The 24146-nt window shown below is 69.1% G+C and carries 29 protein-coding genes and 1 riboswitch; of the genes, 11 read left to right on the top strand and 18 right to left on the bottom strand.

The window, feature by feature from the left end; genetic code table 11:
- Positions 1-62: 62 nt before the first annotated feature.
- From ACSQ3Y_RS01710 to dinG, 4 genes are all read right to left on the bottom strand, one after another.
- Positions 63-413 carry a HepT-like ribonuclease domain-containing protein gene (locus ACSQ3Y_RS01710; RefSeq protein ID WP_436176233.1) on the bottom strand — a complete coding sequence of 117 codons (351 nt, stop codon included), beginning with the start codon at positions 411-413 and terminating at the stop codon, positions 63-65.
- Positions 410-709, bottom strand: a complete 300-nt coding sequence (locus tag ACSQ3Y_RS01705) for a nucleotidyltransferase family protein (RefSeq protein WP_436176232.1) — start codon at positions 707-709, stop codon at positions 410-412. The genes ACSQ3Y_RS01710 and ACSQ3Y_RS01705 overlap by 4 nt, the downstream gene beginning before the upstream one ends.
- Before the next feature lie 36 nt (positions 710-745).
- Positions 746-1105, bottom strand: coding sequence for a zinc ribbon domain-containing protein YjdM (locus ACSQ3Y_RS01700; RefSeq protein WP_057266885.1), 360 nt, complete (start codon positions 1103-1105; stop codon positions 746-748).
- Positions 1106-1169: 64 nt separating this feature from the next.
- On the bottom strand, positions 1170-3332 hold the full coding sequence (gene dinG / locus ACSQ3Y_RS01695) for an ATP-dependent DNA helicase DinG (RefSeq protein ID WP_436176231.1): 2163 nt from the start codon (positions 3330-3332) through the stop codon (positions 1170-1172).
- A gap of 158 nt (positions 3333-3490) precedes the next feature.
- Between dinG and ACSQ3Y_RS01690 the strand changes: the two genes are divergently transcribed.
- The 5 genes from ACSQ3Y_RS01690 (at position 3491) to ACSQ3Y_RS01670 (ending at position 6604) form a co-directional block, all read left to right on the top strand.
- Positions 3491-3763: a hypothetical protein gene (locus tag ACSQ3Y_RS01690; protein ID WP_057200458.1), complete on the top strand. Its 273-nt coding sequence runs from the start codon at positions 3491-3493 to the stop codon at positions 3761-3763.
- Between the two features lie 131 nt (positions 3764-3894).
- Positions 3895-3995: riboswitch (cyclic di-GMP riboswitch) on the top strand.
- 196 nt (positions 3996-4191) lie between these two features.
- A complete protein-coding gene (locus ACSQ3Y_RS01685; protein WP_436176230.1) occupies positions 4192-5166 on the top strand; it encodes a hypothetical protein in 975 nt (324 codons plus the stop codon).
- Entirely contained in the window at positions 5166-5744 is a 579-nt protein-coding gene (locus ACSQ3Y_RS01680) for a GTP-binding protein (RefSeq protein WP_057267294.1), read from the top strand. Before ACSQ3Y_RS01685 ends, ACSQ3Y_RS01680 begins: the two co-directional genes overlap by 1 nt.
- A complete protein-coding gene (locus ACSQ3Y_RS01675; RefSeq protein ID WP_057266889.1) occupies positions 5737-6204 on the top strand; it encodes a roadblock/LC7 domain-containing protein in 468 nt (155 codons plus the stop codon). The genes ACSQ3Y_RS01680 and ACSQ3Y_RS01675 overlap by 8 nt, the downstream gene beginning before the upstream one ends.
- Positions 6205-6241: 37 nt before the next feature.
- Positions 6242-6604, top strand: a complete 363-nt coding sequence (locus ACSQ3Y_RS01670; protein WP_057200462.1) for a hypothetical protein — start codon at positions 6242-6244, stop codon at positions 6602-6604.
- Positions 6605-6607: 3 nt separating this feature from the next.
- Here the strand turns inward: ACSQ3Y_RS01670 and ACSQ3Y_RS01665 are convergent, their stop codons facing one another.
- From ACSQ3Y_RS01665 to ACSQ3Y_RS01645, 5 genes are all read right to left on the bottom strand, one after another.
- Complete coding sequence (locus ACSQ3Y_RS01665; RefSeq protein ID WP_436176229.1) at positions 6608-7294, bottom strand: HAD family hydrolase; 687 nt, start codon at positions 7292-7294, stop codon at positions 6608-6610.
- A gap of 5 nt (positions 7295-7299) precedes the next feature.
- Complete coding sequence (locus ACSQ3Y_RS01660) at positions 7300-9213, bottom strand: B12-binding domain-containing radical SAM protein (RefSeq protein ID WP_436176228.1); 1914 nt, start codon at positions 9211-9213, stop codon at positions 7300-7302.
- Positions 9214-9312: 99 nt separating this feature from the next.
- Complete coding sequence (locus tag ACSQ3Y_RS01655; protein ID WP_436176227.1) at positions 9313-9882, bottom strand: gamma carbonic anhydrase family protein; 570 nt, start codon at positions 9880-9882, stop codon at positions 9313-9315.
- A 47-nt stretch (positions 9883-9929) separates the two neighbouring features.
- Entirely contained in the window at positions 9930-10559 is a 630-nt protein-coding gene (locus ACSQ3Y_RS01650) for an alpha/beta fold hydrolase (protein WP_436176226.1), read from the bottom strand.
- A gap of 25 nt (positions 10560-10584) precedes the next feature.
- Positions 10585-11229: a TetR/AcrR family transcriptional regulator gene (locus ACSQ3Y_RS01645; RefSeq protein WP_436176225.1), complete on the bottom strand. Its 645-nt coding sequence runs from the start codon at positions 11227-11229 to the stop codon at positions 10585-10587.
- An 83-nt stretch (positions 11230-11312) separates the two neighbouring features.
- On the opposite strand from ACSQ3Y_RS01645, the gene ACSQ3Y_RS01640 reads away from it, so the two are divergent.
- The gene (locus ACSQ3Y_RS01640) at positions 11313-12398 is read left to right on the top strand and encodes an MBL fold metallo-hydrolase (RefSeq protein WP_436176224.1); all 1086 of its coding nucleotides are present in this window, start codon (positions 11313-11315) and stop codon (positions 12396-12398) included.
- A 12-nt stretch (positions 12399-12410) separates the two neighbouring features.
- On the opposite strand, the gene ACSQ3Y_RS01635 is transcribed toward ACSQ3Y_RS01640, so the two are convergent.
- Positions 12411-13868 carry a PLP-dependent aminotransferase family protein gene (locus ACSQ3Y_RS01635; RefSeq protein ID WP_436176223.1) on the bottom strand — a complete coding sequence of 486 codons (1458 nt, stop codon included), beginning with the start codon at positions 13866-13868 and terminating at the stop codon, positions 12411-12413.
- Between the two features lie 98 nt (positions 13869-13966).
- Between ACSQ3Y_RS01635 and ACSQ3Y_RS01630 the strand changes: the two genes are divergently transcribed.
- Together ACSQ3Y_RS01630 and ACSQ3Y_RS01625 are read left to right on the top strand one after the other, a co-directional pair.
- The gene (locus ACSQ3Y_RS01630) at positions 13967-14449 is read left to right on the top strand and encodes an OsmC family protein (protein ID WP_436176222.1); all 483 of its coding nucleotides are present in this window, start codon (positions 13967-13969) and stop codon (positions 14447-14449) included.
- 3 nt (positions 14450-14452) lie between these two features.
- Positions 14453-15100: an FMN-binding negative transcriptional regulator gene (locus ACSQ3Y_RS01625; protein WP_436176221.1), complete on the top strand. Its 648-nt coding sequence runs from the start codon at positions 14453-14455 to the stop codon at positions 15098-15100.
- A gap of 4 nt (positions 15101-15104) precedes the next feature.
- Here ACSQ3Y_RS01625 and ACSQ3Y_RS01620 read toward each other — a convergent pair whose 3' ends face one another.
- The 3 genes from ACSQ3Y_RS01620 to ACSQ3Y_RS01610 form a co-directional block, all read right to left on the bottom strand.
- The gene (locus ACSQ3Y_RS01620) at positions 15105-16502 is read right to left on the bottom strand and encodes a homoserine dehydrogenase (protein ID WP_436176220.1); all 1398 of its coding nucleotides are present in this window, start codon (positions 16500-16502) and stop codon (positions 15105-15107) included.
- A gap of 159 nt (positions 16503-16661) precedes the next feature.
- The gene (locus ACSQ3Y_RS01615) at positions 16662-16787 is read right to left on the bottom strand and encodes a hypothetical protein (RefSeq protein WP_436176219.1); all 126 of its coding nucleotides are present in this window, start codon (positions 16785-16787) and stop codon (positions 16662-16664) included.
- Between the two features lie 34 nt (positions 16788-16821).
- Positions 16822-17070 carry an ATP-binding protein gene (locus ACSQ3Y_RS01610; protein ID WP_436176218.1) on the bottom strand — a complete coding sequence of 83 codons (249 nt, stop codon included), beginning with the start codon at positions 17068-17070 and terminating at the stop codon, positions 16822-16824.
- A gap of 57 nt (positions 17071-17127) precedes the next feature.
- On the opposite strand from ACSQ3Y_RS01610, the gene ACSQ3Y_RS01605 reads away from it, so the two are divergent.
- Positions 17128-17424 carry an acylphosphatase gene (locus tag ACSQ3Y_RS01605; protein ID WP_436176217.1) on the top strand — a complete coding sequence of 99 codons (297 nt, stop codon included), beginning with the start codon at positions 17128-17130 and terminating at the stop codon, positions 17422-17424.
- Here ACSQ3Y_RS01605 and ACSQ3Y_RS01600 read toward each other — a convergent pair.
- The 3 genes from ACSQ3Y_RS01600 to ACSQ3Y_RS01590 all read right to left on the bottom strand — a co-directional run bounded on the left by ACSQ3Y_RS01600 (position 17421) and on the right by ACSQ3Y_RS01590 (position 20357).
- On the bottom strand, positions 17421-18236 hold the full coding sequence (locus ACSQ3Y_RS01600; protein WP_436176216.1) for a DUF72 domain-containing protein: 816 nt from the start codon (positions 18234-18236) through the stop codon (positions 17421-17423). The genes ACSQ3Y_RS01605 and ACSQ3Y_RS01600 overlap by 4 nt on opposite strands.
- Before the next feature lie 64 nt (positions 18237-18300).
- Complete coding sequence (locus ACSQ3Y_RS01595; RefSeq protein WP_436176215.1) at positions 18301-19605, bottom strand: ATP-binding protein; 1305 nt, start codon at positions 19603-19605, stop codon at positions 18301-18303.
- On the bottom strand, positions 19602-20357 hold the full coding sequence (locus ACSQ3Y_RS01590) for a response regulator (RefSeq protein WP_436176214.1): 756 nt from the start codon (positions 20355-20357) through the stop codon (positions 19602-19604). The genes ACSQ3Y_RS01595 and ACSQ3Y_RS01590 overlap by 4 nt, the downstream gene beginning before the upstream one ends.
- Before the next feature lie 170 nt (positions 20358-20527).
- Between ACSQ3Y_RS01590 and ACSQ3Y_RS01585 the strand changes: the two genes are divergently transcribed.
- Together ACSQ3Y_RS01585 and ACSQ3Y_RS01580 are read left to right on the top strand one after the other, a co-directional pair.
- Positions 20528-21019 (top strand): DUF2147 domain-containing protein, encoded by a 492-nt coding sequence (locus ACSQ3Y_RS01585; protein WP_436176213.1) that lies wholly within the window; start codon positions 20528-20530, stop codon positions 21017-21019.
- An 82-nt stretch (positions 21020-21101) separates the two neighbouring features.
- Positions 21102-22400, top strand: coding sequence for a serine hydrolase domain-containing protein (locus ACSQ3Y_RS01580; RefSeq protein WP_436176212.1), 1299 nt, complete (start codon positions 21102-21104; stop codon positions 22398-22400).
- Positions 22401-22495: 95 nt separating this feature from the next.
- On the opposite strand, the gene ACSQ3Y_RS01575 is transcribed toward ACSQ3Y_RS01580, so the two are convergent.
- Both ACSQ3Y_RS01575 and ACSQ3Y_RS01570 read right to left on the bottom strand, forming a co-directional pair.
- Positions 22496-22933, bottom strand: a complete 438-nt coding sequence (locus ACSQ3Y_RS01575; protein WP_057200479.1) for an OsmC family protein — start codon at positions 22931-22933, stop codon at positions 22496-22498.
- Between the two features lie 173 nt (positions 22934-23106).
- On the bottom strand, positions 23107-24096 hold the full coding sequence (locus tag ACSQ3Y_RS01570; protein ID WP_436176211.1) for a DUF2846 domain-containing protein: 990 nt from the start codon (positions 24094-24096) through the stop codon (positions 23107-23109).
- Positions 24097-24146: the final 50 nt, after the last annotated feature.

Below are 24146 nucleotides of genomic sequence, written 5' to 3'. Positions count from 1 at the left end.
CTTCCCCGTCGTGTCGGCTCAGCGCGCGGTCGGGCGTGCGCGTTTGTCCCACAAGTCTGCGCTCACAGACCCTTTATGTCCTGCAACACCCCTTGTAACGAGGCTTCCAGCGCAGGAAGATCGTCTGTGACGGTCTTGAACAGGATCTCATGCGCCACCTGCTCGTAGCCATGGGCAAGGATGTTGCGCAGTCCGATCACCCTGCGCCAGGGAATGCCAGGCATCTGCCGTGCGCGCTCGGCATCGACGCGCGTTGCCGCTTCTCCGAGATTGATGAACAGCTTCTCCACCGCCAGGCAGAGCACCCTTTGCTGCGCAAACTCGGCGGCGCTCATGGACACCACCAGGGTCCGCAGTTCCTGCACGAACTGCAGCATGTCGGCCAAGTGGGCGGGCGTGCGATCGATCGTCACTGGAACAGGGGGCGCAACTGGGGCTCTATGCTGCGGCGGCGAAAGGGGTTGTTCATCACCGATGGAAAAGCCAGATCGATCTTGCGGCCAGCAAACGCCTCAGACAGTTCGTCCTGCATGTCCACCAGCGCAAAACCGCTGGGGGCCTCGCCAGGAATGAATTCCACCAGCAGGTCGATGTCGCTGTCGGGGCCCTCCTGGTCCACGGCTGCCGAGCCGAACATCTGCAGGCGGCGCACATGGTAGCGCCGGCAGATGTCTGCTATGTGGGACTGTTGGGCAGGGCCGATGTGCATGCCGCAATTATGCGGGAGTGGCCCTGGCGTGCGCATTCACGCTTTCTTCAGAAACTCCGATTTGAGCAACATGCTCCCCAGGTCCGTCTTGCAGTCCACGTTGTGGCCATCGGCACCGTCGACCAGGCGGATGCCCTTGATCTTGGTGCCCTTCTTGAGGGTGGATGACGAGCCCTTGACCTTGAGGTCCTTTACCAGGATGACCGCGTCGCCGTCGGCCAGCGGGTTGCCATGGGCATCGCGCACGGTGCCGTCGCTCCTGGCCTCGTCGGCCTCTGCCGCCTCGGCCACCATGGGCCATTCGAAGCTGCAGTCCGGGCAGACATAGCTGCCGCTGCCATCGGGGTAGGTGTTCTCCAGGCCGCATTGGGGGCAGGCGGGGATGGCGCGGGTCATGGAAGGCTTTCTTTCTTTTCTGGAGAGAGGGTCGGTGCCGCATGGCGGCAAAGGGGGGCGCTGCTCAGCGTGGCCTGCGCTGCTCCAGCGCAAACGGCGGCAGGCCCTTGAGCAGGCGCTGCCCGTACGAGGTGTTCATGAGCCGCTTGTCGTAGCAGTACACGTGGGCCTGGTCCTCTTCGGTGCGGATGGCGCGGCCCACCCACTGGGCCAGGCGGATCGCGGTGGCGGGCACCACTAGCTCGCTGAAGGGGTCGCGCCCCACGGCGCGCAGCCATTCAGCGCGGGCCTCGCCCACGGGATCGTCGGGCGGGGCGAAGGGCAGCTTGGTGATAAACACCGACTCGCACAGCCGGCCCGGCAGGTCCAGCCCCTCGCCAAAGGACTGCATGCCGAAGATGACCGAGGGCTGCCCCTCGGCCACGCGCTCTCGATGGCGCTTGAGCAGTTGCGTGCGCGGCAGCGCGTTCTGCACCAGCACCACGCTGCGCATGGCGGTGGGCAGGGCCTCCACGGCCTGGCGCATCTGCTCGCGCGAGGTGAACAGCACCAGCGCGCCGTATTCCACATTGGCGATGTCGTAGAGCAGCGCATCCACCATCTCGGCCGTGAACTGGGCCGCGTTCTTGGGGTCGGCCCGGGTCTCGGCGGCAATCAGCGTGCCCTGGGCGGCGTAGTCGAATGGGCTCGGTACCTCCAGCGTGGTGGCCGCCGCGTCGCCGTGCAGGCCCGACTCGCGCATGAAGAACTCGAAGTGCCCGCAGCTCGTGAGGGTGGCCGAGGTCAGCACCGCGCCGCGCACCGCGCTCCACAGGTGGTTGCGCAAGGTGGTGCCCGGCAGGATGGGGCTGGCATGCGCCTTGACCACGATGAAGTCGCCCTCCACCTCCAGCGTGAACCACTTGGCCGCCGGCACCGCGCCCTCGGGTGCATCTTGCAGCAGCAGCTGGGCGGTGGCGTGCAGCTCTTCCAGGCGCGGCGCCAGCATGCCGATCTGCGCGTACAGGGTGGACAGGCGGCGCGCCTCGTCGGGCTTGTCGCGCATCTCGGCACGCAGGGATTTGGAGATGGCGCGCAGCGCTTCGAGAAAACCGTCGGCGCTCGCGGCCAGCAGGCCCAGCGGGGCGATCACTGGCTCGGGCAACTCACCGCGCGGCACGCGCACGCGCGCCGGTCCCCAGGCGTCCTTCTGGCTCTTGAGCGCCGGACCGTAGACGTCCATCACGATGCGCGCCAGGTCCTGCAGCGTCTGGCGCAGCTGGCCCGAGTGCTTGGGGATGTCGGCGATTTCTTCCACCTCCAGCAGCGCGCCGATGCGCAGGCCGCGGCTGGCCAGGCGCTCGATCCAGGTCACGCGGCTCAGGTCCATGCTGCAGGCGAACTGGTCGAGGGCCGTTGCGGGCAGGTGGTGGGCCTCGTCCAGCACCAGCAGGCAGTTGTCCAGCTCGGGTAGCACGCGCGCGCCCAGCGAGGACAGCAGCAGGTCATGGTTGGCCACGATCACCTGGGCGCCGATCAGCTCCTTGCGCTTGTCATAGTAGGTGCACTGGCTGAACGCCGGGCAGTGCTTGCCGGTGCAGGAGGCCCCCTCGGCCGCCACGGCGCTCCACACCTCGGGCTCGGGTGGCGTGTCCAGGCTGTCACGGTCGCCGTCCCAACCGCCCTTGCCCAGGGTCTGCGACATGGCCGAGTAGAACTGGATGCGTGCCTCGGTCTCCTGGCGCGGGCGCTTGGCCCGGGCCGCAGCCTCTTCCTCGGCAAACAGGTCGTCGTCCATCACCTCCTCGGCCTCGCCGGTGCCGGCCAGGCGGTCGAGCTTGAGCTTGCAGACATAGCGCCCACGTCCCTTGGCCAGCGCAAACTTGAAGGGCTGGGGCAGCAGCAGTGCCAGTGCGGGCAGGTCCTTGTTGACCAATTGCTCCTGCAGCGCCACTGTGGCGGTGGATATCAGCACCCGGGTGCCGCGCGAGAGCGCCATGGCGATGGCCGGCGCGCAGTAGGCCAGCGACTTGCCCACACCCGTGCCGGCCTGGATCACGGCGATGGAACGGGTGGGCGCAGCCTCGCCCGCTTCCTCGTCCACCTTGCCCAGCGTGGCCTGGCTGAAGGTCTGTGCCACCTGCTCGGCCATGCGCCGCTGCCCACCCCGGCTGCGGAACCCCGGGGTGGCCCGCACCACCGCATCGAACGACTGCAGGGCCGCCTGGGCCCACTCTGTTGAAGACATAAGGACGAGAGTGTGGCATATGGTTGGGCATACAGTGTTTTTGGGGGGTGGTGCGGCCTGTGGCGCGCATGGGGTATGGGCCTACACCGCAGGCTGCGGGGCATGTCTACGATGGTGTACGACACCCAATGCGCCCCCGGGGCGCCCAGGAGAATCCCATGCCCACCACCGCCGACCGCCAGAAGAACGAACCCTCGGTGGACACCACCAAACGCCAGACAGCCAGCACCCCGACCAGCGGCGATGCCGATGCGCAGAACGTCCCCCAGGAAGAAAGCCCCAAGCTGCCCCATGAGCGCGACCAGTCGGTGGACATGACCCATGGCAAGCCCGACGCACAGGTGCAGCAGGCCTACCGCGACGTGCAGCGTGGCCTGCAGGACACGGACCGCGGCCCCCCAGCCGACAAGGCCTACCAGAAGCAGAAGTAGCCAGGCATTGCGCCAGCGGTGCCGCCAAGCGGTGCATCGGCGCAACACCTGCGAATCGCCCGCCACGAGCGAGCGTTGCGGTGTGGCAATCAATGGTTTGCCAGCGCAACCCATTCCCCTATACTGAAAAAATACTGAAACGGCACCCCCGTGCGAAAGACGGGTCCGCAAAGTCACCGGTCTACCGGCCCATGGAACCTGTTCCGGGGCTCACGACAGCGGAACTGCCACGTTGGATCCAGGTTGCTCAGGGGAGCTGCCGTCTCAGTTGCCGCCGCATACAACAACCGAGAGGCCGCCCCAGCGATGCAACACCGCCCAGGTCCCGCACTCGCCGTTTCTGCTCCTGATCTTCCTGCTTCGAGCGCGGGCCTGGCCATCCATGGCCGCCTTCACGGGCGCCATCCTGCACAGGGGGCTTGACTGGTATGGGCGGGGGGCTTGTCATCGGTACCCAGGACATTGCGCAGAAGGACCAGCTGGTGTTGCGCGCACTGGTTCGGCTGCTCGAAGGCGGGGTGAACATCCGGGCGCGGTTCAGTGAGCAACTGGCCGAGTGCAACGTGGTCTTCGTTCCCGGCCACTGGCCCTACCGCTTCCATGCCCCGTGCATCACCGTGCGCGTGATGGACCCCGAGGACGTGGGGGCGGCGCTGGAAGCCACAGCCGATCTCACGGTGACCACTCCCTTGCGCATGACCAATGTCATCGCCGTCCTGCAGTCGGCCACCCAGCGCGTGCATGGCGCATCGCAGTTTGATCCGGTCAAGGGCCAGCGCGCCCTGTTCGAGCTGCTGGGCGAGCGCACCCGCATGGCCGAGCGCCGCCGCGCCGTGGTGCCCATGAGCGCCGGCCAGCAGATCGTGTTCGACTTCGTGCAGCAGCTGGTGCATACCTCCATGCCCATGGACGTGCTGCTATCGGGCGCCTATGCGCTGGGCGAGCCGCACCGCGTCAGCCCGGTGGAGGAAGAGCTCATCCGTTCCGTGCCCGCCCACAGCCTGCGCCACCTGCTGTGGGGCCTGGCCATGCGGTTGGCGCAGACGGGTGCCAGCGCCCCCGAGCGCACCGGCCACTACCGGCTTTCGCGCTGGCCCGATGCAGTGGGCCTCACCGCCGCAGGCCATCCCCGCCTGGCGGCGCTGCTGACCAGCCAGGCGCTGAGCTACGAGCAGGCCTGCGCCAAGAGCGGCGTGCCCGAAGCCACCGTGCGCTGGTTCCTCGAAGCCTGCCTGGCGCTGGGGCTGGCGGTGGACGAAGGCAGCGCCGGGGCCGCATCTGCCCCCACCCAGTCCGCGGCGGCGCCAGCCGCCGTAGGCGCCGCGAAGCCTCCCAATCCACCGACCGCAGCCGGCCCACCGGGCTGGCTCGGCAACCTGCGTGAACGGCTCAAGCTATGGTGATGCCCTCCCCTGCACCTGCTGTGTCCGCAGGCACCTCCCGCGATCTCAAGATCGTCTTCACGGGGCCCATGGGCGCCGGCAAGACCACCGCGATCCGCGCCATCAGCGATGGCGAGGTTCTCTCCACCGACGTACCCATCACCGGCGGCGCCGAGCTCTCCATGCCCGGCAAGACCATGACCACCGTAGGGCTCGACTACGGCGAATGCCGCCTGGGCGACCAGTGGGTGCTCAAGCTCTTCGGCACGCCCGGGCAGGAGCGCTTTCGCTTCATGTGGGACATCCTGGGCGCGGGCGCCTTTGGCCTGATCGTGCTGGCCGACAACTCGCAGCCCGACCCGGTGGGCGAGGTGGCGCGCTACCTCAAGGCCTTCGCCCCCCACGTGCCGGCGCGGCGCACCGTGGTCGGCGTGGGCCGGCTCGACACGCACCCCTCGCCCGGCATCGTGGACTACTGCGAGCAGCTGGGCGCCCTCGGATACAACCCCCCCGTGCTCGAGGTGGACGTGCGGCGCGATGCCGACGTGCGCCTCTTGCTGTCGGTCCTGGTGAGCATGGCGGAGATCGAACATGAGTAGCAGCATTGGCAGCACCCCGGGCTTTTCGTCTGCCGGCACGGCGCTGCGCCTGGTCACCATTGCCCAGCTGGCCGAACTGTTGGGCGAACTGCAGCGCGGCACGCCCGGCATCCTGAGCGCCACCCTGGCCAGTGCCGACGGCTTCACGGTGGCCTCCACCCTCTCTGACAGCCAGGACGCCGACCGGCTCTCGGCCATGTCCGGCTCGCTCAGTGCGCTGGCCGGCGCCATGACGCGCGAGGCCGGGCACAGTGCGCCCGAGCGGCTGATCCTTGAATCGGGCAGTGGCCACATCGTCTCGATGAATGTGCCCGTGCCCTCGGGCGACCTGGTGCTCACCGTGGTCACCAACGAATCGTCGCTGCTGGGCAAGCTGCTTTGGAGCTGCCGCAACACGGCGGACCAGGTGGTTGCCGCCTGTGTTGCCACGCCGCAACCGGGCAGCGCCCCGTCTTTGTAGTTCCGTTCCCTGTTCCACTACCACCGGAGACCACGCCATGGCATTCACCCCCAAAGAACTCCTGAACCAGCTCATGCAGACCGAGGGCGCCATGTGCGCCGCGCTGGTGGACTACAACAGCGGCATGCTGCTCGAATCCGTGGGCACGGGCCTCGACCTGGAGCTGGCCGCCGCCGGCAACACCGAGGTCGTGCGCGCCAAGATGAAGACCATGAAGTCGCTGGGTCTGGCGGGCAGCATCGAGGACATCCTGATCACGCTGACCCAGCAGTACCACATCATCCGCCCGGTGGAAAAGCACGACGGCCTGTTCATCTACTACGTGCTCGACCGCAGCCGCGCCAACCTGGCCATGGCCCGCCGCAAGGTGCTCGAAGCCGAGGCGCAGACCAACATCTGACGGTCAGCTGCTGGCGCCCGGCGCGAACCAGCGCGGCAACAGCGGCAGGGCTTCTTCCAGCGAACCCAGCACGGCCACGCAGGCCTGCGCCACCTCGGGCGCTGGCTGCAGCAGGTCCGGCACCACCACCAGCCCCATGCCCGCAGCCAGGGCTGCACAGGCACCGTTGTGGCTGTCCTCGAAGGCCAGGCACTGTGCCGGCGCCACGCCCAGGCGCTGGGCGGCCAGCAGGTACAGCGCCGGGTCGGGTTTGCCGCGCAGCACCTCGTTGCCGCCGGCCACGGCCGCGAAGTGCGGCAGCACGCCCACGCGCGCCAGGCGCTGCGCGATCTCGTCGGTGCGCGACGATGAGGCCACCGCACACGGAATGCCCGCGGCCTGCAAGTGCGCGAGCAGCGCTGCCGCACCGGGCTTGAGCGGGAACAGCAGCTCCTTGCCCTCCCCTTCCTCCAGCGCGGCCCGCACCGCCACCATGGCCTGCTCGAACGGCGCCACCCCGCCCAGGTGTGCCTGCAGGATGGCGTGCGAGTCCTGCGCGGCCTTGCCCACCACCTGCAGGTAGTCGCTCTCGCGTAGCACCACGCCCAGCGCCAGGGCCGCCTCGGTCCAGGCGCGCAGGGTCGCGCGCTCGGAATCGACGAGCAGGCCGTCCATGTCGAAGATGGCGGCGGTGAAGGGCGGGCGGGGCATGCCGGTCAGCCCCGCTGCTGCAAGGCCCGCTCGATGCGGTTGCGCTGCACCGTGGTCTTGGGCACCTTGAAGGGGAACCAGCTGCGCACGTCCTCTTCGAGGCCGATGCCGTGCATGTAGTTGTAGATCGCCTTCTTGAGCGCGCCGCCCAGCGCGTCGTGGTCCACGCCCGTGGGGTCGTGAAAGCCGATGTCGTTCTTGGCAAAGCTCACCGGCGGCAGGGGCTCCAGCGTCACGCCGTACTCCTCGGGCGCCTTGCCCACGGGCGAGTGCACGGTGCAGGCAAAGCGGTGGAAGAAGCCGCTCTGGATGCAGCCGTTGGCGAACAGCTGGCGCACGTACTCGAGCGCGTCCACCGTGTCCTGCACCGTCTGCGTGGGAAAGCCGTACATCAGGTAGGCGTGCACCAGAATGCCCGCGTCGGTGAAGGCCCGCGTCACGCGCGCCACCTGGTCCACCGAGACGCCCTTCTTCATCAGGTCTAGCAGCCGGTCCGAGGCCACTTCGAGCCCGCCCGAGACGGCGATGCAGCCGCTGTCGGCCAGCAGCTCTGCCAGTTCGGGCGTGAAGGTTTTCTCGAAGCGGATGTTGCCCCACCACGAGATGCCCGCGTTGCGCTCGATCAGCTCGGTGGCCAGGGTCTTGAGCGCCTTGGGCGGCGCGGCCTCGTCCACGAAGTGAAAGCCCGTCTGCCCCGTTTCGCGCACGATGGCTTCGATGCGGTCGGCCAGCACGCTGGCCGAGGCGCCCTCGTAGCGGCTGATGTAATCGAGGCTCACGTCGCAGAAGCTGCACTTCTTCCAGTAGCAGCCGTGCGCCACGGTGAGCTTGTTCCAGCGCCCGTCGCTCCACAGGCGGTGCATGGGGTTGAGCATGTCCAAGAGCGACAAATACTTGTCCAGCGGCAGCCCGTCCCAGGTGGGCGTACCCACCTCGGCAAAGGCGATGTCCGCCTCCTGCATGTTGATGTAGCGCACCGCGCCGCTCTCGGCAACGCGCACGAAGGTGCGAACCAGGCGCTGGCGCCCGCGCTGGCCCTGTATGTGCTCCAGCAGCGCCAACAGCGGCCGTTCGCCCGCGTCCAGCGACACGTAGTCGAAGTAGTCGAACACGCGCGGCTCGGTCAGGTCGCGCAGCTCGGTGTTCACGAAGCCGCCGCCCAGCACGGTGACGATGTGCGGGTGCGCCGCCTTGATCGCCTGCGCGATGCGAAACGCCGCGTACACCGCGCCCGGGAAGGGCACCGACAGCAGCACCACCGTGGGTGCATGGCGCTCTACTGCCGCCAGGGCCAGCGTGCGCAGGGTCTCGTCCACCAGGTTCAGCGGCCCGGCCAGGGCTGCGGCCAGTGGGTCGAACGTGGGCTGGCTGCCCGCCAGCGACTCGGCATAGCGCACGAACTCGAAGCGTGGGTCCACTGCATCGCGCAGCACGTCGGCCAGGTCGTTCAGGTAAAGCGTGGCCAGGTGCTTGGCACGGTCGTGCAAGCCCAGGGCGCCGAAGGCCCAGCCCAGCGGGTCGCCGCCCTCGTCGTCCACGTACACATCGAGCGTGGCGAAGCGCGGCCCCTCGGGCAGGAAGTTGCGCCCCACGATGCGGTGCGCCAACGTGGTGTCGCGCCCCTGCAAAAAGGCGATGGTCGGCGCGATGGTGGCCAGGTAGCGGTCACGCTGCGCCGCAAAGGCCTGCACGGCAGGGCTGTGCTTCTTGGCCGGCAGCGCAGCCACCTTGGCCGCCACGGCGCGCAGGCCATCGGGCGACAGCAGCTGCAGCACCAGGGCCAGCGCCAGGTCCTCCTGCACCGCCGTGATCTCGCGCGAGCGCAGAAAGCCCGTGAGGTAGGCCGTCGACGGGTAGGGCGTGTTCAGTTGCGTCATCGGCGGGATGACGGACAGGACGCGAAGCGGTGGGGCAGACATGGTGGGGGCGGTCAGGGCGATGCAGTGCCGCCTCGTGGGGAATCGTGGAAGAAGTGCCCGATTATCCCGCGTGACCCTTACCCAGCGGGGGCGTGCGACTTACAGGGGCTGGGGCGGCGGCTCCACCGCCGCATCCGGCGTGCCCGCCAGGTAGTTGTTCTTCACGCGCACATAGTGCTCGGCCGAATAACGCAGGTAGGCGAGCTCCTGGTCCGTCAGCGCACGCTGGCGCACGGCGGGCCGGCCGATATACAGGTAGCCGCTCTCCAGCACTTTGCCGGGCGACACCAGGCTGCCGGCGCCGAGCATCACGCGGTCGCCGATCACCGCGTCGTCCATGACGATCGAGCCCATGCCGATCAAACACTCGTCGCCGATGCGGCAGCCGTGCAGGATCACCGCATGGCCTATGGTCACGTGGCTGCCGATGATCAGCGGCGAGCCCTCGGGCTTGCTGGCATTGCGGTGTGAGACATGGCCCATGGTCAGGTCCTGCACGTTCGTGGCCTCGCCCACCACGATGCGGTTCACATCGCCGCGCAGCACGGCGTTGCACCACACGGACGCGTCTTTGCCAAGGGTGACGTCGCCGATCACCTGGGCCGAGTCGTGGAGGAAGACGCCGGTGCCGAGCACGGGCGCAGTGTCGAGGTAGGGAGCGATGGGCATGGGATGTGTTCAGCTCTGAAAAGCGAAGCGCCGAGCCTAATGCAAAGTCAGGCGCCGCCGCGCAGGTGCACTGCGATCAGGGGCGCCACCTGCGCCGCATGCCGGTTCGCCAGGTCGTGTGCGCCACCGGGCACCACCTGCAGCCGGCTGTGCGGCAGCAACGCCTGCAGGCGCTGGCCCACGCTCAAGGGGCTGATCGGGTCCGCATCGCCCCACAGCAGCAGCGTGGGCGCCGCCACATCGGCCATGGCGCCGGTCAGGTCCTCGCGGTAGTCGGCAAACCAGCGCGGCACGGTGGGGTGGGCCTGGGTGAAGGCCGGCCGCCAGTCCTGCGCGCCATGGGCGGACATGTCGACGCCGCCCGAGGTGGCCGCCAGCACCAGGTGCGTGACCTGGTCAGGACGTTGGAGGGCCGCCTGGATGGCCACGATGCCGCCCATGGACTGCGCGACCAGCGCCGTGGGCCGGTCGATGGCATCCACCACCCGCGCCACCAGGTCCGCCATCCCGCGCACACCGGGGTCGGCCGGCACCGGGCCGAAGCCGGGCCAGCCCATCAGCCGGCGGGCGGCCGGGTGGTCCAGCAGGCCCGACACGGGTTGCCAGAACTGCGGGTCGCCACCGACGCCCGGGAGGAAGAGGATCTGGGAGGGTTGTTGTTGTTGCTGCAGTGCCATGGGCCGGCAGCATACGCCGTGGGCGTCAGCCCGGCGGGGCCACGGCGTAAAAGCCCAGGAACATGTCCACCGCATCTGCCAGCACCTGCTGCTGCACGGCGGGTGCCAGCGGCGGCTGGCCCATGGCCAGCTGGGGCCAGAAGGCGAAGGACTTGACCATGCCATGCAGCTGGTGGGCCGCGTAGTGGGCGTCGACCCCGGTGCGCAGGCGGCCGTCCTGCTGGGCGGCGCGCATCCACTGCGGCAGGCCTTCCTCCTTTTCGGACAGGCGTTCCACCAGGGCGCGGGCGCGCTCGGGCGTGTGCATCAGCTCGGCCATGGCCACGCGCGAGAGGTCGATGAAGCTCGCGTCATTGAGCAGCTGCATCTTCTGCTCCAGCAGCGCCAGCAGCTGCGCGCGCAGGGGCTGTGCGGTCTCGTAGCGGATCTCGGGCAGCGCATGGCCGCGCTCCCACAGCTGGCCCAGGATGGCCTCGAACAACTCGTCCTTGCTCGGAAAGTGGTTGTACACCGTGCGCTTGGAGACATCGGCCGCCGCAGCCACCCGGTCCATGCTGGTGCCGGCAAAGCCATGCTCGCGGAACTCCGCGATGGCAGCCTGCACGATGGCCTCGCGCTTGCGGTCGGTCAGTCGGGTGGCAGGAGTCGTGGGCGGGGCTATGGAGCTCATAGCCGAAATTTTACACCGGGGAGTTTACTTTTTTCAAAACAACACTACACTGTGCAGTGCACTTTTCAGAAAAGGCAGCCCCCATGTTTCGCCGCGTGCCCCGCATCCTCCTCATCCTCACCGCAATCACCGCCATGGCCTACAGCATCCTCTCCTGTGCCAACCTGCCCTCTGCCTCGTACGAGCAGTCGCCCCAGTACGTGGACGGCAAGTTCCGCAACGTCGCGCCGCGCCAGGCGCCCGGCTTCTTCAAGACGGTGGCCATCTTCTGGCGCTTTGCCACCGACAAGCCGGCCAACACCGTGCCCGCCAAGCCCATCGAGGTCAAGCCGCTCACCCAGGCCGACGTGCTGGCAGCGCCCGACCAGAGCCTGTGGCGCCTGGGCCATTCGACCATGCTGCTCAAGCTCGATGGCAAGTTCTGGCTCACCGACCCGGTGTTCTCCGAGCGCGCCTCGCCCTTCCAGTTCCTGGGGCCCAAGCGCTTTCACGCGCCGCCGCTCACCATCGACGAGCTGCCGCCCATCACCGGCGTGGTGCTCTCGCATGACCACTACGACCACCTCGATTTCGACGCCATCCAGAAGCTGGCGCCCAAGGTCGAGCATTTCCTCACCCCGCTGGGCGTGGGCGACCGCCTCATCGCCTGGGGCGTGCCCGCCGCCAAGGTGCAGCAGTTCGACTGGTGGCAGGGCACCAGCGTGGGCGGCGTGAAGTTCGTCGCCACCCCGGCCCAGCACTTCTCGGGCCGCACCCTGTCGGACGGCAACCGCACGCTGTGGGCGTCCTGGGTCATCATGGCCGGCGACACGCGCATCTTCTTCACCGGCGACACCGGCTACTTCGACGGCTTCAAGGCCATCGGCGAGCGCTACGGCCCGTTCGACCTGACCATGGTCGAAACCGGTGCCTACGACGCCCAGTGGCCGGACGTGCACATGCAGCCCGAGGAAAGCCTGCAGGCCCACCGCGACGTGCGCGGCCACCACATGATGCCCATCCACAACGGCACCTTCGACCTGGCCCTGCACCCCTGGCACGAGCCCTTCGATCGCATCACCCAGCTGGCCGCCGCCGGCAATGTGCCCCTGGTGGCGCCGGTGATGGGCGAGCGCCTCGACATCCGCAACCCCGCGCTGTCGCAAAGCTGGTGGAAAAGCGCGGAGTGAGCAACTTGGTGATCAGGCGCGCGGCAGCCGCCGGGCCAGCCGGCCCACGGTGCGCGCCGCAGCTGTGATCTCGGCCACGCCGAAGCCCGCGTAGCCGAAGAGCCAGCCGCGCCGGTCGGACTCCATCGCATAGCGCGACAGCGGTGCCAACATCACCCCCGCCGCCTGGGCCTGGCGGCACAGCGCCTCGTCGTCGCTGCCCGGCGCACGCTCGCACAGCAGGTGCATGCCCCGGTCGCTAGCGGCCAGCTGCAACGCGCCGTCGCTGGCATCGGCCAGTGCATCGCGCAGGGCCTGCTGGCGTGCCTGGTACAGCTCGCGCATCTGGCGCAGGTGGCGCAGCAGGTGCCCCTCGGCAATGAACTGCGCCAGCACCGCCTGCGCATCGCCGGGCGCATGCCGATCGGTGATGGCACGCGCCATGGCAAACGGCTGCACCAGCGCCGGCGGCGCCACGATGAAGCCCAGGCGCAGGCCCGGGTGCAATGTCTTGGAGAAGGTGCCCACGTACAGCACCCGCTCCGACCCCGGCAGGCTGCACAGCGCCGGCACGCGCTGCGCGCCGTACTGGAACTCGCCGTCGTAGTCGTCCTCCACCACCCAGGCATCGTGCGCGCGCGCCCACTGCAGCAGTGCCTGGCGCCGCGCCAGGCCCATGCGCACGCCCGTGGGGTACTGGTGCGTGGGCGTCACCACCGCCATGTGCGCACCGGGCCAGCGCTCTGTGGCCTGGGCAATGCAGGCGCCCTCGCCGTCCATGGCCATGGGCCAGGCCCGCACGCCGTGGCCCAGCAGCGCAGCGCGTATGCCGGGGTAGCCGGGGTCTTCCACCAGCACCTCGTCGCCCACGTCCAGCAGCAGCCGCGCGATCAGGTCGATGGCCTGCTGCGAGCCCGAGCACACCACCACCTGGCCCGCATCGCAGCGGATGCCGCGCGATGCCCACAGCCACTGCGCCACCGCCTCGCGCAGCTGCGGGTCGCCGGCCGGGTCCAGGTACTGCGCGCGCGCCGCGCGCTGGCCGGGGCCGGCCTGGCGTGCCAGGCGGTCCCACACGGCGTAGGGAAAGGTGTCCACCTCGGGCGCCCCCATGCGAAAGGCCTGCGCCACAGCCACCGGCGGGTTCCAGCGCGCCGCTGTGTCGGCAATCAGTTGGCCCCTGCGCGACAGGCCCCTGGGCGGCGCCACCAACTGCTGCTGGGTGCGGGTGGTGGCGCCCCCGGCCGCCTGCGAGACATAGGTGCCATCGCCCACGCGCGCCTCCACATAGCCCTCGGCCTGCAGGCGCTGCACGGCCCACAGCACCGTGTTGCGAGAGACACCCAGCGCCGCGGCATGCTCGCGCGAGGGCGGCAGCCGCGTGCCCGCGCGCAGGCTGCCCTGCTCGATGGCACCGCGCAGGCGCTCATAGACCTGCTGGCGCAGCGTGCTGCTGCTGCCGACGGTGGGATTGGCTCTGGCAACCGGCATGAATTGGCCCCCTGAATGTGGCGACACGGCCATAAACTGAGGAACCATTGTAGAAACCCCCCGGTCCCCACCCGGCCACAGCCGAAAGCACCCCCACCATGGCAGAGCATTTCGCCACCATCACCTGGCAACGCGGCAGCGACGATTTTCTCGACAAGCGCTACCACCGCGCCCACACTTGGCAGTTCGACGGCGGCGCCACCGTGGCCGCATCGTCCTCGCCGCACGTCGTGCCCCTGCCCTACTCAGACGCGACCGCGGTCGACCCCGAGGAGGCCTACGTCGCTGCGCTGTCCAGCTGCCACATGCTGTGGTTCATGGATTTCGTCAGCCGCGCGGGCTATCGGCTCGACAGCTACAGCGACGCCTCCGTGGGCACCATGGCCAAGAATGATGCGGGCCAGCTCGTCGTGACCCATGTGCAGCTCAAGCCGGTCACCCGCTTCGATGCGGCCCACGCACCCAGCGCCGCGCAGCTCGACGACCTGCACCACAAGGCCCATGCCTCGTGCTTCCTGGCCAACTCGGTCAAGACGCAGATCGACTGCGCGCCCGTGCTGCAACTGAGCGAAGGGGGCTGAACCATGGCCAATGCCAACCGCCAGTTCCGCGTGGCCGACGCCGCCGTGCTGCAGTCCCTGGTGCGTGCCCAGCCCCTGGCCACGCTGGTCATCACGCGCGAAGGCGCGCTGCACGCCAACCATGTGCCGCTGTACCTCGATCCCACGCGCGGCGAGCACGGCACGCTGGTCGGTCACGTGGCGCGCGCCAACAGCGTATGGCCGCTGCTGCCGCAGACCGCCGTGGCCATCTTCCACGGGCCGCAGGCCTATATCTCGCCCACCTGGTATCCGTCCAAGGCCATCGACGGCAAGCAGGTGCCCACCTGGAACTACGCCACCGTGCATGCCCACGGCACGCTCACCGCGCTCAAGGACGACCCCGCCACACTCCGGTCCATCCTGCACACGCTGAGCCAGGCGCACGAAGCGCACCGTCCCGAGCCCTGGCGCCTGGACGACGCACCGCCGGCCTACATCGAGCAGATGATGCGCGCCATCGTCGGCATCGAGCTCGCGGTGGAGCGCTGGGAGGGCGTATGGAAGGTCAGCCAGAACCGCACCGACACCGACCGCGCGGGCGTGGTCGCCGGCCTCACGGCCGAAGGCACGCCTGCGGCGCTGGCCATGGCCGCGCTGGTGCAGCAGGGCGCACCAGGCGCCGCCGCCTGAAACCTCAGGCGTCCAGCGTTTCCACGCGCAGCGTCGTCACCGCCCCGGCAACGGCCGGGTGCGCCGCCAGCGCGTGCACCGCCAAATCCACCGTGGCCTGGGCCACCGCATCGGTCAGCACCAGCACCTGGGCGCCACTGCCCGGGGGCAGCGCCTTGTCTGCCGCCAGCACCACTTGCGCCACCGGTACCTGCTGGGCGGCCAGCCAGGCGCCCACGGCCCCGATGTCCTGCGCCACGTGCACCGGCACGCGCAGGTAGTGGCGCGTGTGCACGGCGGCGCGCGGCAGCACGGCCAGGTGTTCGTCCACCGCATGGGCGTGAAAGCCCAGGTGCGGCACGCGCTGCGCCGCGTTCGTGCCGTCGAGCCGCGCCACGTCCACCAGGTCGGCGATCACGGCCGATGCCGTCTGCTCCGAGCCCGCGCCCGCGCCGTAGTACATGGTCACCCCGGCCGCATCGCCCTTGACCATGATGCCGTTCATCGAGCCGTTGACATGCGCCATGAGGTGCGTGGCCGGCACCAGCGCGGGCTGCACGCGCAGCTCCACGCCAGCGTCGCCCTGCCGGCGCGCCACGCCCAGCAGCTTGATGCGGTAGCCCAGCTGCTCCGCGCAGGCCACGTCCAGCCCCTGCAGCGCGGTGATGCCCTCCACCTGCGCATCGGCAAAGCGCACCGGCATGCCGAAGGCATTGGCCGCCAGCAGCGTGATCTTGTGCGCCGCGTCCACGCCCTCGATGTCGAAGGCCGGGTCCGCCTCGGCATAGCCCAGGGCCTGCGCCTGCTCAAGCGCCTCTGCAAACCCCAGGCCTTCGTCGCGCATCTTGCTCAGGATGAAATTGGTGGTGCCGTTGATGATGCCTGCCACCCACTCGATGCGGTTGGCCGTGAGGCCCTCGCGCAGCGCCTTGATGATGGGGATGCTCACGGCCACCGCCCCCTCATAGGCCAGCGCCACGCCATGCTGGCGCGCGGCGGCAAACAGCTCGTTGCCATGCACCGCCAGCAGCGCCTTGTTGGCCGTCACCACGTGCTTGCCCGCCGCCATGGCCGCCAGCAGCCATTCGCGCGCCGGGCCGGTGCCGCCTGCGGCCTCCACCACCACGTCCACATCGGGGTGGGTGGCCACCTGCATCGGGTCGTTGGTCAGTGCCACGCCCGTGCCCACCACGCCGGCGGCGCGCGCCAGGTTGCGCGCCGCCACCACCACCACCTCGATGCCACGCCCGGCGCGGGCTGCAACCACGTCCTGGTTGCGTGCCAGCACGCGGAAAGTTCCTGCGCCCACGGTGCCAATGCCGATCATGCCCACGCGCAGGGGGCGGGTGGCAGCAGGCATGGCCATGGTCGTGGCAATGCTGTGCTGCTCAGGCTGAAGGGATTGGACGGGATCGCGGTACATAAAGAGCTTCCTTCTCCGGGTTGCTGGCTGCCAGGCAGCCAAAAAACAAACGAACAAAACAAAAAACCCAGCTGCCAGAGCTGGGTTTCATTCGTTCATTCCGGGGAGGAGGGAGAGAGCGATCACCAGGTGGCTGCCGAAACGGCCACCTGCGCGTGCTCAGGTGGCCGCAGGGGTAATGGTGGTAATCATTCGTGCACCCATCGCCCGCGTGAACGCAGGCAGCATCATGCACATGCCCATGGGGGCAGCGGCAAACGCGGTGTGGATGGAGGTGTACGACATGGTTGACAGTGTAGCGGATTGGGCGTGGGGGGCGTCAAGGGGTCGTTGCATGGTCCGTGGTTCGCACCATGCGTATCGCATCGAACGGGCAGCGCACCGCACACAGCGCGCACCCCGTGCAGCCCGGCTCGTCGTGCAGCATGGATCGCTTGGGCCCCCAGCTGTGCGGCCCCTGTACCTGCAGCGACAGCACGTGCGGGGGGCACACGGCGATGCACCAGCCGCAGCCGGTGCAGCGGTCGGTGTCGATGGCGGGCAGGGCCTTGCGTGGGGCTGTGCTCATACGGGCAGTGTGCCCCCAGCGTGCCTGCCCTGCAAGGCTCGCGGTACAGTGCCGGCCATGGACTCCGACAACCTCATCACCCGCCACCTCCTCATCACCGGCCATGTGCAGGGGGTCGGCTACCGCTGGTCCATGACCCAGGCAGCCAAGCGCCTGGGCGTGCAGGGCTGGGTGCGCAACCGCAGCGATGGCCGGGTGGAGGCCTGCGCCTGGGGCACCCCGCAGGCCGTGCAGGCCCTCGTCGACTGGGCGCACCAGGGGCCCGCGCAGGCGCAGGTGAAGCGCGTAGTGGTGGGCAATGTGCCCGATGGCGGTGAGCCACCGCAGGGCTTCACGCAGCGCGACACGGTCTAGAACAACGCTTGTGTGGTGCCCTGCTCTGCCTTTGGCAGCGCGATCCCCAGCTGCCTGATCAGCTCCATGGCCCCCGCCGGCGCACGTTCCTTCGCGCCGTTGATGAAGTACACGAACACATCGCGCGGCCGCTCGCCGCCCGTCCAGGTGCGCACGCCCTGGGCCCACTGCGCAATCACCTCGGGCGTATAGCCGGTGGGCACGTCGGCCTGGCTGCGCATCAGGCGCAGGTAGGCAAAATCGGCCGCCCCATCGGCGATGGCCGGGAATTTCTCGGAATCGGTGTGCACCGGCACGCAGCCATACCGGCGCGCCAGTTCGATGAAGGCCGGCGTGGCAAAGCTCTCGTGGCGCACGTCCAGCACATGGCGCAGCGTGCGCCCGTCCACCGCCTGGGGCAGCAGGGCCAGAAAGGCCTCGAAATCCCCCGGCTCGAACTGCTTGCTCGGCATGAACTGCCAGACGATGGGCCCGAGCTTGTCCTTGAGCTCGGAGATCCCGCTGTCGACAAAGCGCTTGATCGAATCGCCCGCCTCGGCCAGCACCCGGCGGTTGGTCGCAAAGCGGTTGGCCTTGAGCGAGAACATGAACCCATCGGGCGTCTCGCCGTGCCACTTGGCAAAGGTGGGCGGCTTGAAGGTGCTGTAGTAGGTGCCGTTGACCTCGATGGCCGTGAGCTGGCGGCTGGCGTAGTGCAGCTCCTTGGCGTGCGACAGGCCTGCGGGGTAGAAGTTGCCGCGCCAGGGCTCGAAGGTCCAGCCGCCGATGCCGATGCGGATGTGCTGCTGCTTGCTGTTGCTGCTGTCAGTCATGGCGTTCCCTGTCACGAGTCAATCCACGGAAAGGGCACTGTACCAGCGCGGCCCGGCTACAGCGCTATGCCGGCAACTCCACCCGTGCCTCCAGCCCCTCGCCGCCATCCTCGCGTGGCGCCAGCACCAGACGTCCGCCCAGCGCCTGGGCCAGCTCGTTCGCAATGGCCAGGCCCAGGCCCGTGCCGCCGGTGCCACGGTTGCGCGAATCCTCCAGCCGCACATAGGGCTGCAGCACGGTGGCCAGGTCCGCCTGTGGTATGCCCGGGCCGCGGTCCAGCACGCGCACGCACCATCGGCCCTGCGGGGCGGCCTCCAGCGCCAGCTCGGCACTGCCCGCAAACTTGAGCGCGTTGTCCACCAGGTTGCACAGCAGCCGGCGCAGCGCGTGCGGGCGCGTGTCGCAGATGCCGCCTGCCGCGTGCAGCACGCGCACCGGCATGCCCGCGTCGGCGTAGTCCATGGCCAGGCTTTCCACCAGCGCGCGCAGGTCCACGCGCTGCAGGGGCTCGCGCACGGCCTGGGGCGATCGCGCGTAGGCAATGCCCTCCTCCACCAGCGACTGCATCTCGGCCAGGTCGGCATGCAGCTTGTCGCGCAGGGTCGCGTCGTCCAGCAGGTCGGCGCGCAGCCGCAGGCGGGTGATGGGGGTCTGCAGGTCGTGCGACACCGCCGCCAGGATCTGCATGCGCTCCTGCAGGTACGCCTGTATGCGCTGCTGCATGCGGTTGAAGGCGGCGGCGGCGCGCACCACCTCGCGCGGGCCGTCCTCGGCCAGGGGCACCGCCGCCTGCGCGGCGCCCAGGGCATCGGCCGCGTCGGCCAGCGCGTTCAAGGGGCGGGTGGCCGCGCGCACGGCCCAGGCGCACAGGCCCACCAGCACCGCCAGCTGCAGCGCCAGGGCCGCCAGCACCCAGCGCGACACCTGCAGCCGGGGCTCGTCCATGTCCACGGCCAGCGGCGTGCCGTCCACCAGGCGCAGCTGCAGACGCAGCTCGGTGCCGGGCAGCCCAGGGTCCACCACCTGCACCGTACGGCCGGGCGGTAGCGCCTCTGCCACGGTGCCTGCCACCAGCAGCGCCAGGGTCGACTGGCTGGCGGGTACCGGCAGCGGCTCGGCCAGCACGAAGCGGTAGTTGCGCCGCGCCAGGCGCGTGAGCCACTGGCCGCGCTCGCCAGCGGGCAGCCGCTCCAGCACCGCCACCGAGCTGGCCACGTCGCTTGCCAGGTAGCCCACCATGGCGTTGCGCATGCTCATGCTGCGCTCGGTCACCGCCAGCATGAAGGTCAGCGCATGCGCCAGCGCCAGGCCCAGCGCCAGCACCAGCAGAATGCGCCCGAACAGCGAGCCCGGCCACCAGCGCTTCATGCGCTTCCCGCCCCTGCCTGCGCGGCTTGCACCGCAGCGCAGAACACATAGCCCTCGTTGCGCACTGTCTTGATATAGCGCGAGCCGCGCACGCCGTCGCCCAGGCGCTGGCGCACGCGGCTCACCAGCAGGTCGATGGAGCGGTCGAACACCTCGGCATCGCGCCCCTGCGTCAGCTGCAGCAACTGGTCGCGCGTCAGCACGCGCTGCGGGTGGTCCAGCAGCACGCGCAGCAGCCGGTACTCCGCACCCGACAGGGCCACCACCGCGCCGCTGGCATCCAGCAGATGGCGCGCCGTGGTGTCCAGCCGCCAGTCGCCAAACGCCAGCTCGCGCGCCGGCTCGGTGACTGCCAGGTTGGGCGGCAGCATGCGCGTGCGCCGCAGCACCGCGTGGATGCGCGCCAGCAGCTCGCGCGCTGCAAAGGGCTTGGTCACGTAGTCGTCGGCCCCCAGCTCCAGGCCCAGGATGCGGTCGGCCTCGTCGCTGCGCGCGGTGAGCATGATGATGGGCAGCGCCGGTGCGCCCGGGCTGCGCAGCTCGCGGCACAGCGCAATGCCGTCGGTGCCGGGCAGCATCAGGTCCAGCACCAGCAGGTCGATGCGCGTGCCCGCCAGCACCGCGCGCATCTGCCGCCCATCGGCCGCCACGCTCACCTGCAGGCCCTGCTTGCGCAGGTACTGGGCCGCCAGTTCGCGGATGCCGGCATCGTCGTCGACGATCAGTACATGGTCTTCAGGCTGCTGCTGCATGGGCTCGATTCTCCAGGCAATGCGGGCGCGCCCGCAGCGGGTTTGTATCCCAACTTGTCGGCGCGCAGGCGCTACACCTGCGCACACCAAAAGCCCCCGGGCGGACAAATGCCCGATACCTGGACTGGCTTCAATGCAGTCTTCCTGAACTTCACCACGAGGGCTCCTCCATGACACCGCAGTCTGCCACCGCCTTCCACCTGCTGGCCGCGCTCACCCTGTACGCCGCACTGCCACCCGCCGGCGCCCAGCAGGCCGGCGCCGAATCCCGGGCCCCGCTGGGCCGCTGGGTCACCGAAAGCGGCAACCTCGAAGTGGAGGTCGCCCCCTGCAGCAGCGGCAGCGCCACCCTGTGCGGCAAGGTCGTCAAGGTCATGGCCAACCGCTCCATGGCCGGCCCCGGCCAGGCCGGCGAGTTCGCCGACAAGCGCCCGGCCCTGGGCATGACCCTGCTCTCGGGCTTCAGGCCAAGCGGCGCCAACGAACACACAGGCGAAATCTACAACCGCGAGAACGCCAAGACCTACAGCGCCACCCTCACCCCCGCCGGCACCGACCAGCTGCGCGTGCACGCCTACGTGGGCATCGCGCTGTTCGGCAAGACGCAGGTCTGGCGCCGGCCTGCGCCAGCACCCACCGCAGGCGCTGGGGCCCTGCCATGACCGTGCCCTGGCCCACCTGAGCTGCGCCCCTCTTTCCCCATCCCCCTGCCCAACCCCTAATTTTCTCCAGGAGATATCCACCATGCACCCGCCCCGCCGCGCCCTGTCGCTTGCCGTCGCCACGGCCTTTCTCGCCCTGGCCCAGGCCAGCCACGCGCAACCTGCGTTGCCACCACCCGACGCTACCGACCCCATCGCGCTCAAGCTCATGCAGGGCTTTCCGCCCCCGCCCGACAAGCAGGTGCGGCTGGCCAACATCCTCAAGTACCCCAACGCCCGCTGGGCCCTGCACCACCTGCGCGAGCTGGGCCCCACCGCCAACATAGCGCGCGGCCCGGGCCCCGCAAGCGAGATGCAGGCCACGCCGCGCGAACTCGATGCCCTGCCTTTCCTCGACGACAAGGGCGCCAAGACCACGCTGGCCAACTGGCAAAAGGCCACCTATACCGACGGCCTGCTGGTCATCCACCAGGGCCGCGTGGTGTACGAGCGCCACTACGTCGGCAACCAGCCGCACGTGCCCCATGTGCTGTGGTCCATGAGCAAGTCGCTCACCGGCCTGCTGGCCACCGAGCTGATCCAGCAGGGGCTGATCGACCCCGCCGCCCCCGTCACCCGCTACCTGCCCGAGCTGGCCGGCAGCGCCTGGGCCGATGCCACCGTGCAGCAGACTCTGGACATGACCACCGGCGTACAGTACGCCGAAGACTTTGCCAGCCCCGCCTCGGGCATCTTCCAGTACCTCATCGCCGCCGGCCTGGTGCCCGCGCCACCCAACTACCCGGGTGCCAAGGCACTGTTCGACTACCTGCCCACCGTGCAGAAAGAGGGCGAGCACGGCAAGGGCTTCAACTACAAGACGGTGGACACCGAGGTCATCGGCTGGATCCTGCAGCGCGTGACCGGCAAGAGCTTTGCCACCCTGATGTCCGAGCGCATCTGGGCCCCCATCGGCGCCGAGCAAGACGCCTATGTCTTCGCCGACCCCAACGGCACCCAGTCCACCAGCGTGGGCGTCAACGCCACGCTGCGCGACCTGGGCCGCCTGGGCGAAACGCTGCGCCAGAACGGCCACTTCAACGGCAAGCAGGTCATCTCCGCCGCCACCGTGGCCGAGCTGCGCAAGGGCGCCGACCCCGAGAAGTTCAAGGCCGCCGGCCAGACCATGCGCGCAGGCTACTCGTACCACAACCACTGGTGGCTGCCCCACGATGCCGATGGCACTTTCGAGGCCAAGGGCCTCATGGGCCAGCACATCCACATCAACCCGGCCGCGCAGCTGGTGGTGGTCAAGCTCTCGTCGCACCCCGTGCCCAACACCGCCTTCACGCACAACTATGACCGCCTGGCTTTCGCCGCGCTGGCCGGCGCGCTGCGCTAAAGACTGGGCAGCAGCCAAAAGAAAGGGCTGGGCGCGTGAAGCGGCCCAGCCCTACTCACCGGGCCGTTGCAGGCCTGGTGATGCACTCGCGAAGTTCAGTTGACCAGCGTCGCCGTCAGCGTGATCTCCGGCACCGCGGCCAGCGCCTTCGACAGCGGGCAGTTCGCCTTGGCCTCGGCCGCAAGCTTCTGGAATGCCGCCTCGTCCATGCCCGGCACCTTGGCCTTGAGCGTGAGCGCAATGCGGTCGATGACGAAGCCATCGCCCTCCTTGGTCAGCCGCACCGCCGCCGTGGTGTCGATCACCTCGGTGGCAATGCCCGCCTTTTCGGCCGCAAAGGCAAACGCCATGGTGAAGCACGAGGCATGCGCTGCACCCACGATCTCCTCGGGGTTGGTGCCCTTGCGGTCATCGCCAAAACGGCTGCCAAAGCCATAGGGGTGCTTGTCGAGTGCGCCGGTCTCGGTGCTCACCTGGCCCTGGCCGGTCTTGCCCGCACCTTCCCAATGAACGCTGGCTTTCTTTTCAGACATGGTTTGGCTCCTGTAAATGCAAAGGGACTATCGGACCACGCGGGTGCCCCCGCTGGGGTCGGATGCCACGGGCAATGCGGGTGCGCATCGTCCTACAGGTGCGCCCAGCGCGCAATGAGAAAAGGGCCCTTGCGGGGCCCTTCGATGGATTGATTGTGGACTGCCCTGGTCTATCAGGGCGCGCTCAGCACCTGCTGGCGCTTGGTCTCGTACTCGCCCGAGGTGATCAGGTTGGCATCGCGCATCTGCTTGAGCCACTGCAGGCGCGACTCTTTCTTGCTGGCGGACATGGGCGCGGCGGCAGTCGTCGCCGCAGGTGCGGGCTGGGCCGGGTTCACCACCGCCACCGTGGCGGCGGCGGGCACGCTTTGCGCTGCGGGGGCTGCTGCTGGTGCTGGCGGGGCAACGCGGCCCACCGGCTTGGAGTCGGACGCGAAAGGCATTGACATCGCGGCGGTTGCCGTGGGTGACGCAGGCCTTGGCCCAGGCGCTGGCGCTGCTGCTGCGGGCGCTGCAGTGCGGGCCACCGGCTTGAAGTCGGGCACGAACGGCATCGACACCGTGGCGCCTGCCGGGGCTGGCGCAGACCCTGGGACGGGCGCCGTACCGGGTGCTGGGGTGGATGCAGGTGCCGGTACGGGTGTCGCTACCAAAGCCGGTGCGGGTGCAACGGCCATCGGCACGCCGCCCGCCGTTGCGAAGGCAATGCCCGGCTTCACCGCGATCATCTTGGAGGCCAGCACCCCCTGGCGGCCCCTGGCATCGTCCGTTTGGGTGAGGTTGCTGCGCGCCTGGAACAGGCCCATCTTTACCTCTTGCCACACGAAGTAGTTCCTGGCCGCCTGCACGTCGATGCTGATGGAGGCTTGGTTCTCAGCCATCGACTCGATGGTGTACCGGCCCGGTGCCACGTTCAGGTAGAAGAAGCTCTTGGGCCCCGTGTAGCCCAGGTTCTGGTTGTTGAGGTTCACCGGCATGGAGATCGCGCCGCCGAATATCTCGTCGCGGAAGATGTACAGCGAAGCCGTTTCGGCCTGGGGTGCGAACTGCTTGGCCTTGACCTCTTCTGTCATGGAGGCCCGGGGCACCTGCGCGCAGCCCACGAGGGCCAGCGCAGCAATGAACAAGGCAAGCGCACGGAAATATCGTGTCAGAAAACGCATGATGGATGTTGGATTCGTTGTTGGGTGGTACTGCGCTCCCCACGCAGGCG

The sequence above is a fragment of the Acidovorax sp. LjRoot66 genome, from assembly GCF_964253305.1.
In the GTDB taxonomy this organism is placed as follows: Bacteria; Pseudomonadota; Gammaproteobacteria; order Burkholderiales; family Burkholderiaceae_C; genus Acidovorax.
This window is presented reverse-complemented; position numbering and strand designations above follow the sequence as displayed.

Excerpts from the sequence above, each read along its gene's own strand:
- ACSQ3Y_RS01705 (WP_436176232.1), bottom strand. The coding sequence starts at position 709 with ATGCACATCGGCCCTGCCCAACAGTCCCACATAGCAGACATCTGCCGG.
- ACSQ3Y_RS01700 (WP_057266885.1), bottom strand. The coding sequence starts at position 1,105 with ATGACCCGCGCCATCCCCGCCTGCCCCCAATGCGGCCTGGAGAACACC.
- dinG (WP_436176231.1), bottom strand. The coding sequence starts at position 3,332 with ATGTCTTCAACAGAGTGGGCCCAGGCGGCCCTGCAGTCGTTCGATGCG.
- ACSQ3Y_RS01690 (WP_057200458.1), top strand. The coding sequence starts at position 3,491 with ATGCCCACCACCGCCGACCGCCAGAAGAACGAACCCTCGGTGGACACC.
- ACSQ3Y_RS01685 (WP_436176230.1), top strand. The coding sequence starts at position 4,192 with ATGGGCGGGGGGCTTGTCATCGGTACCCAGGACATTGCGCAGAAGGAC.
- ACSQ3Y_RS01680 (WP_057267294.1), top strand. The coding sequence starts at position 5,166 with ATGCCCTCCCCTGCACCTGCTGTGTCCGCAGGCACCTCCCGCGATCTC.
- ACSQ3Y_RS01675 (WP_057266889.1), top strand. The coding sequence starts at position 5,737 with ATGAGTAGCAGCATTGGCAGCACCCCGGGCTTTTCGTCTGCCGGCACG.
- ACSQ3Y_RS01670 (WP_057200462.1), top strand. The coding sequence starts at position 6,242 with ATGGCATTCACCCCCAAAGAACTCCTGAACCAGCTCATGCAGACCGAG.
- ACSQ3Y_RS01665 (WP_436176229.1), bottom strand. The coding sequence starts at position 7,294 with ATGCCCCGCCCGCCCTTCACCGCCGCCATCTTCGACATGGACGGCCTG.
- ACSQ3Y_RS01660 (WP_436176228.1), bottom strand. The coding sequence starts at position 9,213 with ATGTCTGCCCCACCGCTTCGCGTCCTGTCCGTCATCCCGCCGATGACG.
- ACSQ3Y_RS01655 (WP_436176227.1), bottom strand. The coding sequence starts at position 9,882 with ATGCCCATCGCTCCCTACCTCGACACTGCGCCCGTGCTCGGCACCGGC.
- ACSQ3Y_RS01650 (WP_436176226.1), bottom strand. The coding sequence starts at position 10,559 with ATGGCACTGCAGCAACAACAACAACCCTCCCAGATCCTCTTCCTCCCG.
- ACSQ3Y_RS01645 (WP_436176225.1), bottom strand. The coding sequence starts at position 11,229 with ATGAGCTCCATAGCCCCGCCCACGACTCCTGCCACCCGACTGACCGAC.
- ACSQ3Y_RS01640 (WP_436176224.1), top strand. The coding sequence starts at position 11,313 with ATGTTTCGCCGCGTGCCCCGCATCCTCCTCATCCTCACCGCAATCACC.
- ACSQ3Y_RS01635 (WP_436176223.1), bottom strand. The coding sequence starts at position 13,868 with ATGCCGGTTGCCAGAGCCAATCCCACCGTCGGCAGCAGCAGCACGCTG.
- ACSQ3Y_RS01630 (WP_436176222.1), top strand. The coding sequence starts at position 13,967 with ATGGCAGAGCATTTCGCCACCATCACCTGGCAACGCGGCAGCGACGAT.
- ACSQ3Y_RS01625 (WP_436176221.1), top strand. The coding sequence starts at position 14,453 with ATGGCCAATGCCAACCGCCAGTTCCGCGTGGCCGACGCCGCCGTGCTG.
- ACSQ3Y_RS01620 (WP_436176220.1), bottom strand. The coding sequence starts at position 16,502 with ATGTACCGCGATCCCGTCCAATCCCTTCAGCCTGAGCAGCACAGCATT.
- ACSQ3Y_RS01615 (WP_436176219.1), bottom strand. The coding sequence starts at position 16,787 with ATGTCGTACACCTCCATCCACACCGCGTTTGCCGCTGCCCCCATGGGC.
- ACSQ3Y_RS01610 (WP_436176218.1), bottom strand. The coding sequence starts at position 17,070 with ATGAGCACAGCCCCACGCAAGGCCCTGCCCGCCATCGACACCGACCGC.
- ACSQ3Y_RS01605 (WP_436176217.1), top strand. The coding sequence starts at position 17,128 with ATGGACTCCGACAACCTCATCACCCGCCACCTCCTCATCACCGGCCAT.
- ACSQ3Y_RS01600 (WP_436176216.1), bottom strand. The coding sequence starts at position 18,236 with ATGACTGACAGCAGCAACAGCAAGCAGCAGCACATCCGCATCGGCATC.
- ACSQ3Y_RS01595 (WP_436176215.1), bottom strand. The coding sequence starts at position 19,605 with ATGAAGCGCTGGTGGCCGGGCTCGCTGTTCGGGCGCATTCTGCTGGTG.
- ACSQ3Y_RS01590 (WP_436176214.1), bottom strand. The coding sequence starts at position 20,357 with ATGCAGCAGCAGCCTGAAGACCATGTACTGATCGTCGACGACGATGCC.
- ACSQ3Y_RS01585 (WP_436176213.1), top strand. The coding sequence starts at position 20,528 with ATGACACCGCAGTCTGCCACCGCCTTCCACCTGCTGGCCGCGCTCACC.
- ACSQ3Y_RS01580 (WP_436176212.1), top strand. The coding sequence starts at position 21,102 with ATGCACCCGCCCCGCCGCGCCCTGTCGCTTGCCGTCGCCACGGCCTTT.
- ACSQ3Y_RS01575 (WP_057200479.1), bottom strand. The coding sequence starts at position 22,933 with ATGTCTGAAAAGAAAGCCAGCGTTCATTGGGAAGGTGCGGGCAAGACC.
- ACSQ3Y_RS01570 (WP_436176211.1), bottom strand. The coding sequence starts at position 24,096 with ATGCGTTTTCTGACACGATATTTCCGTGCGCTTGCCTTGTTCATTGCT.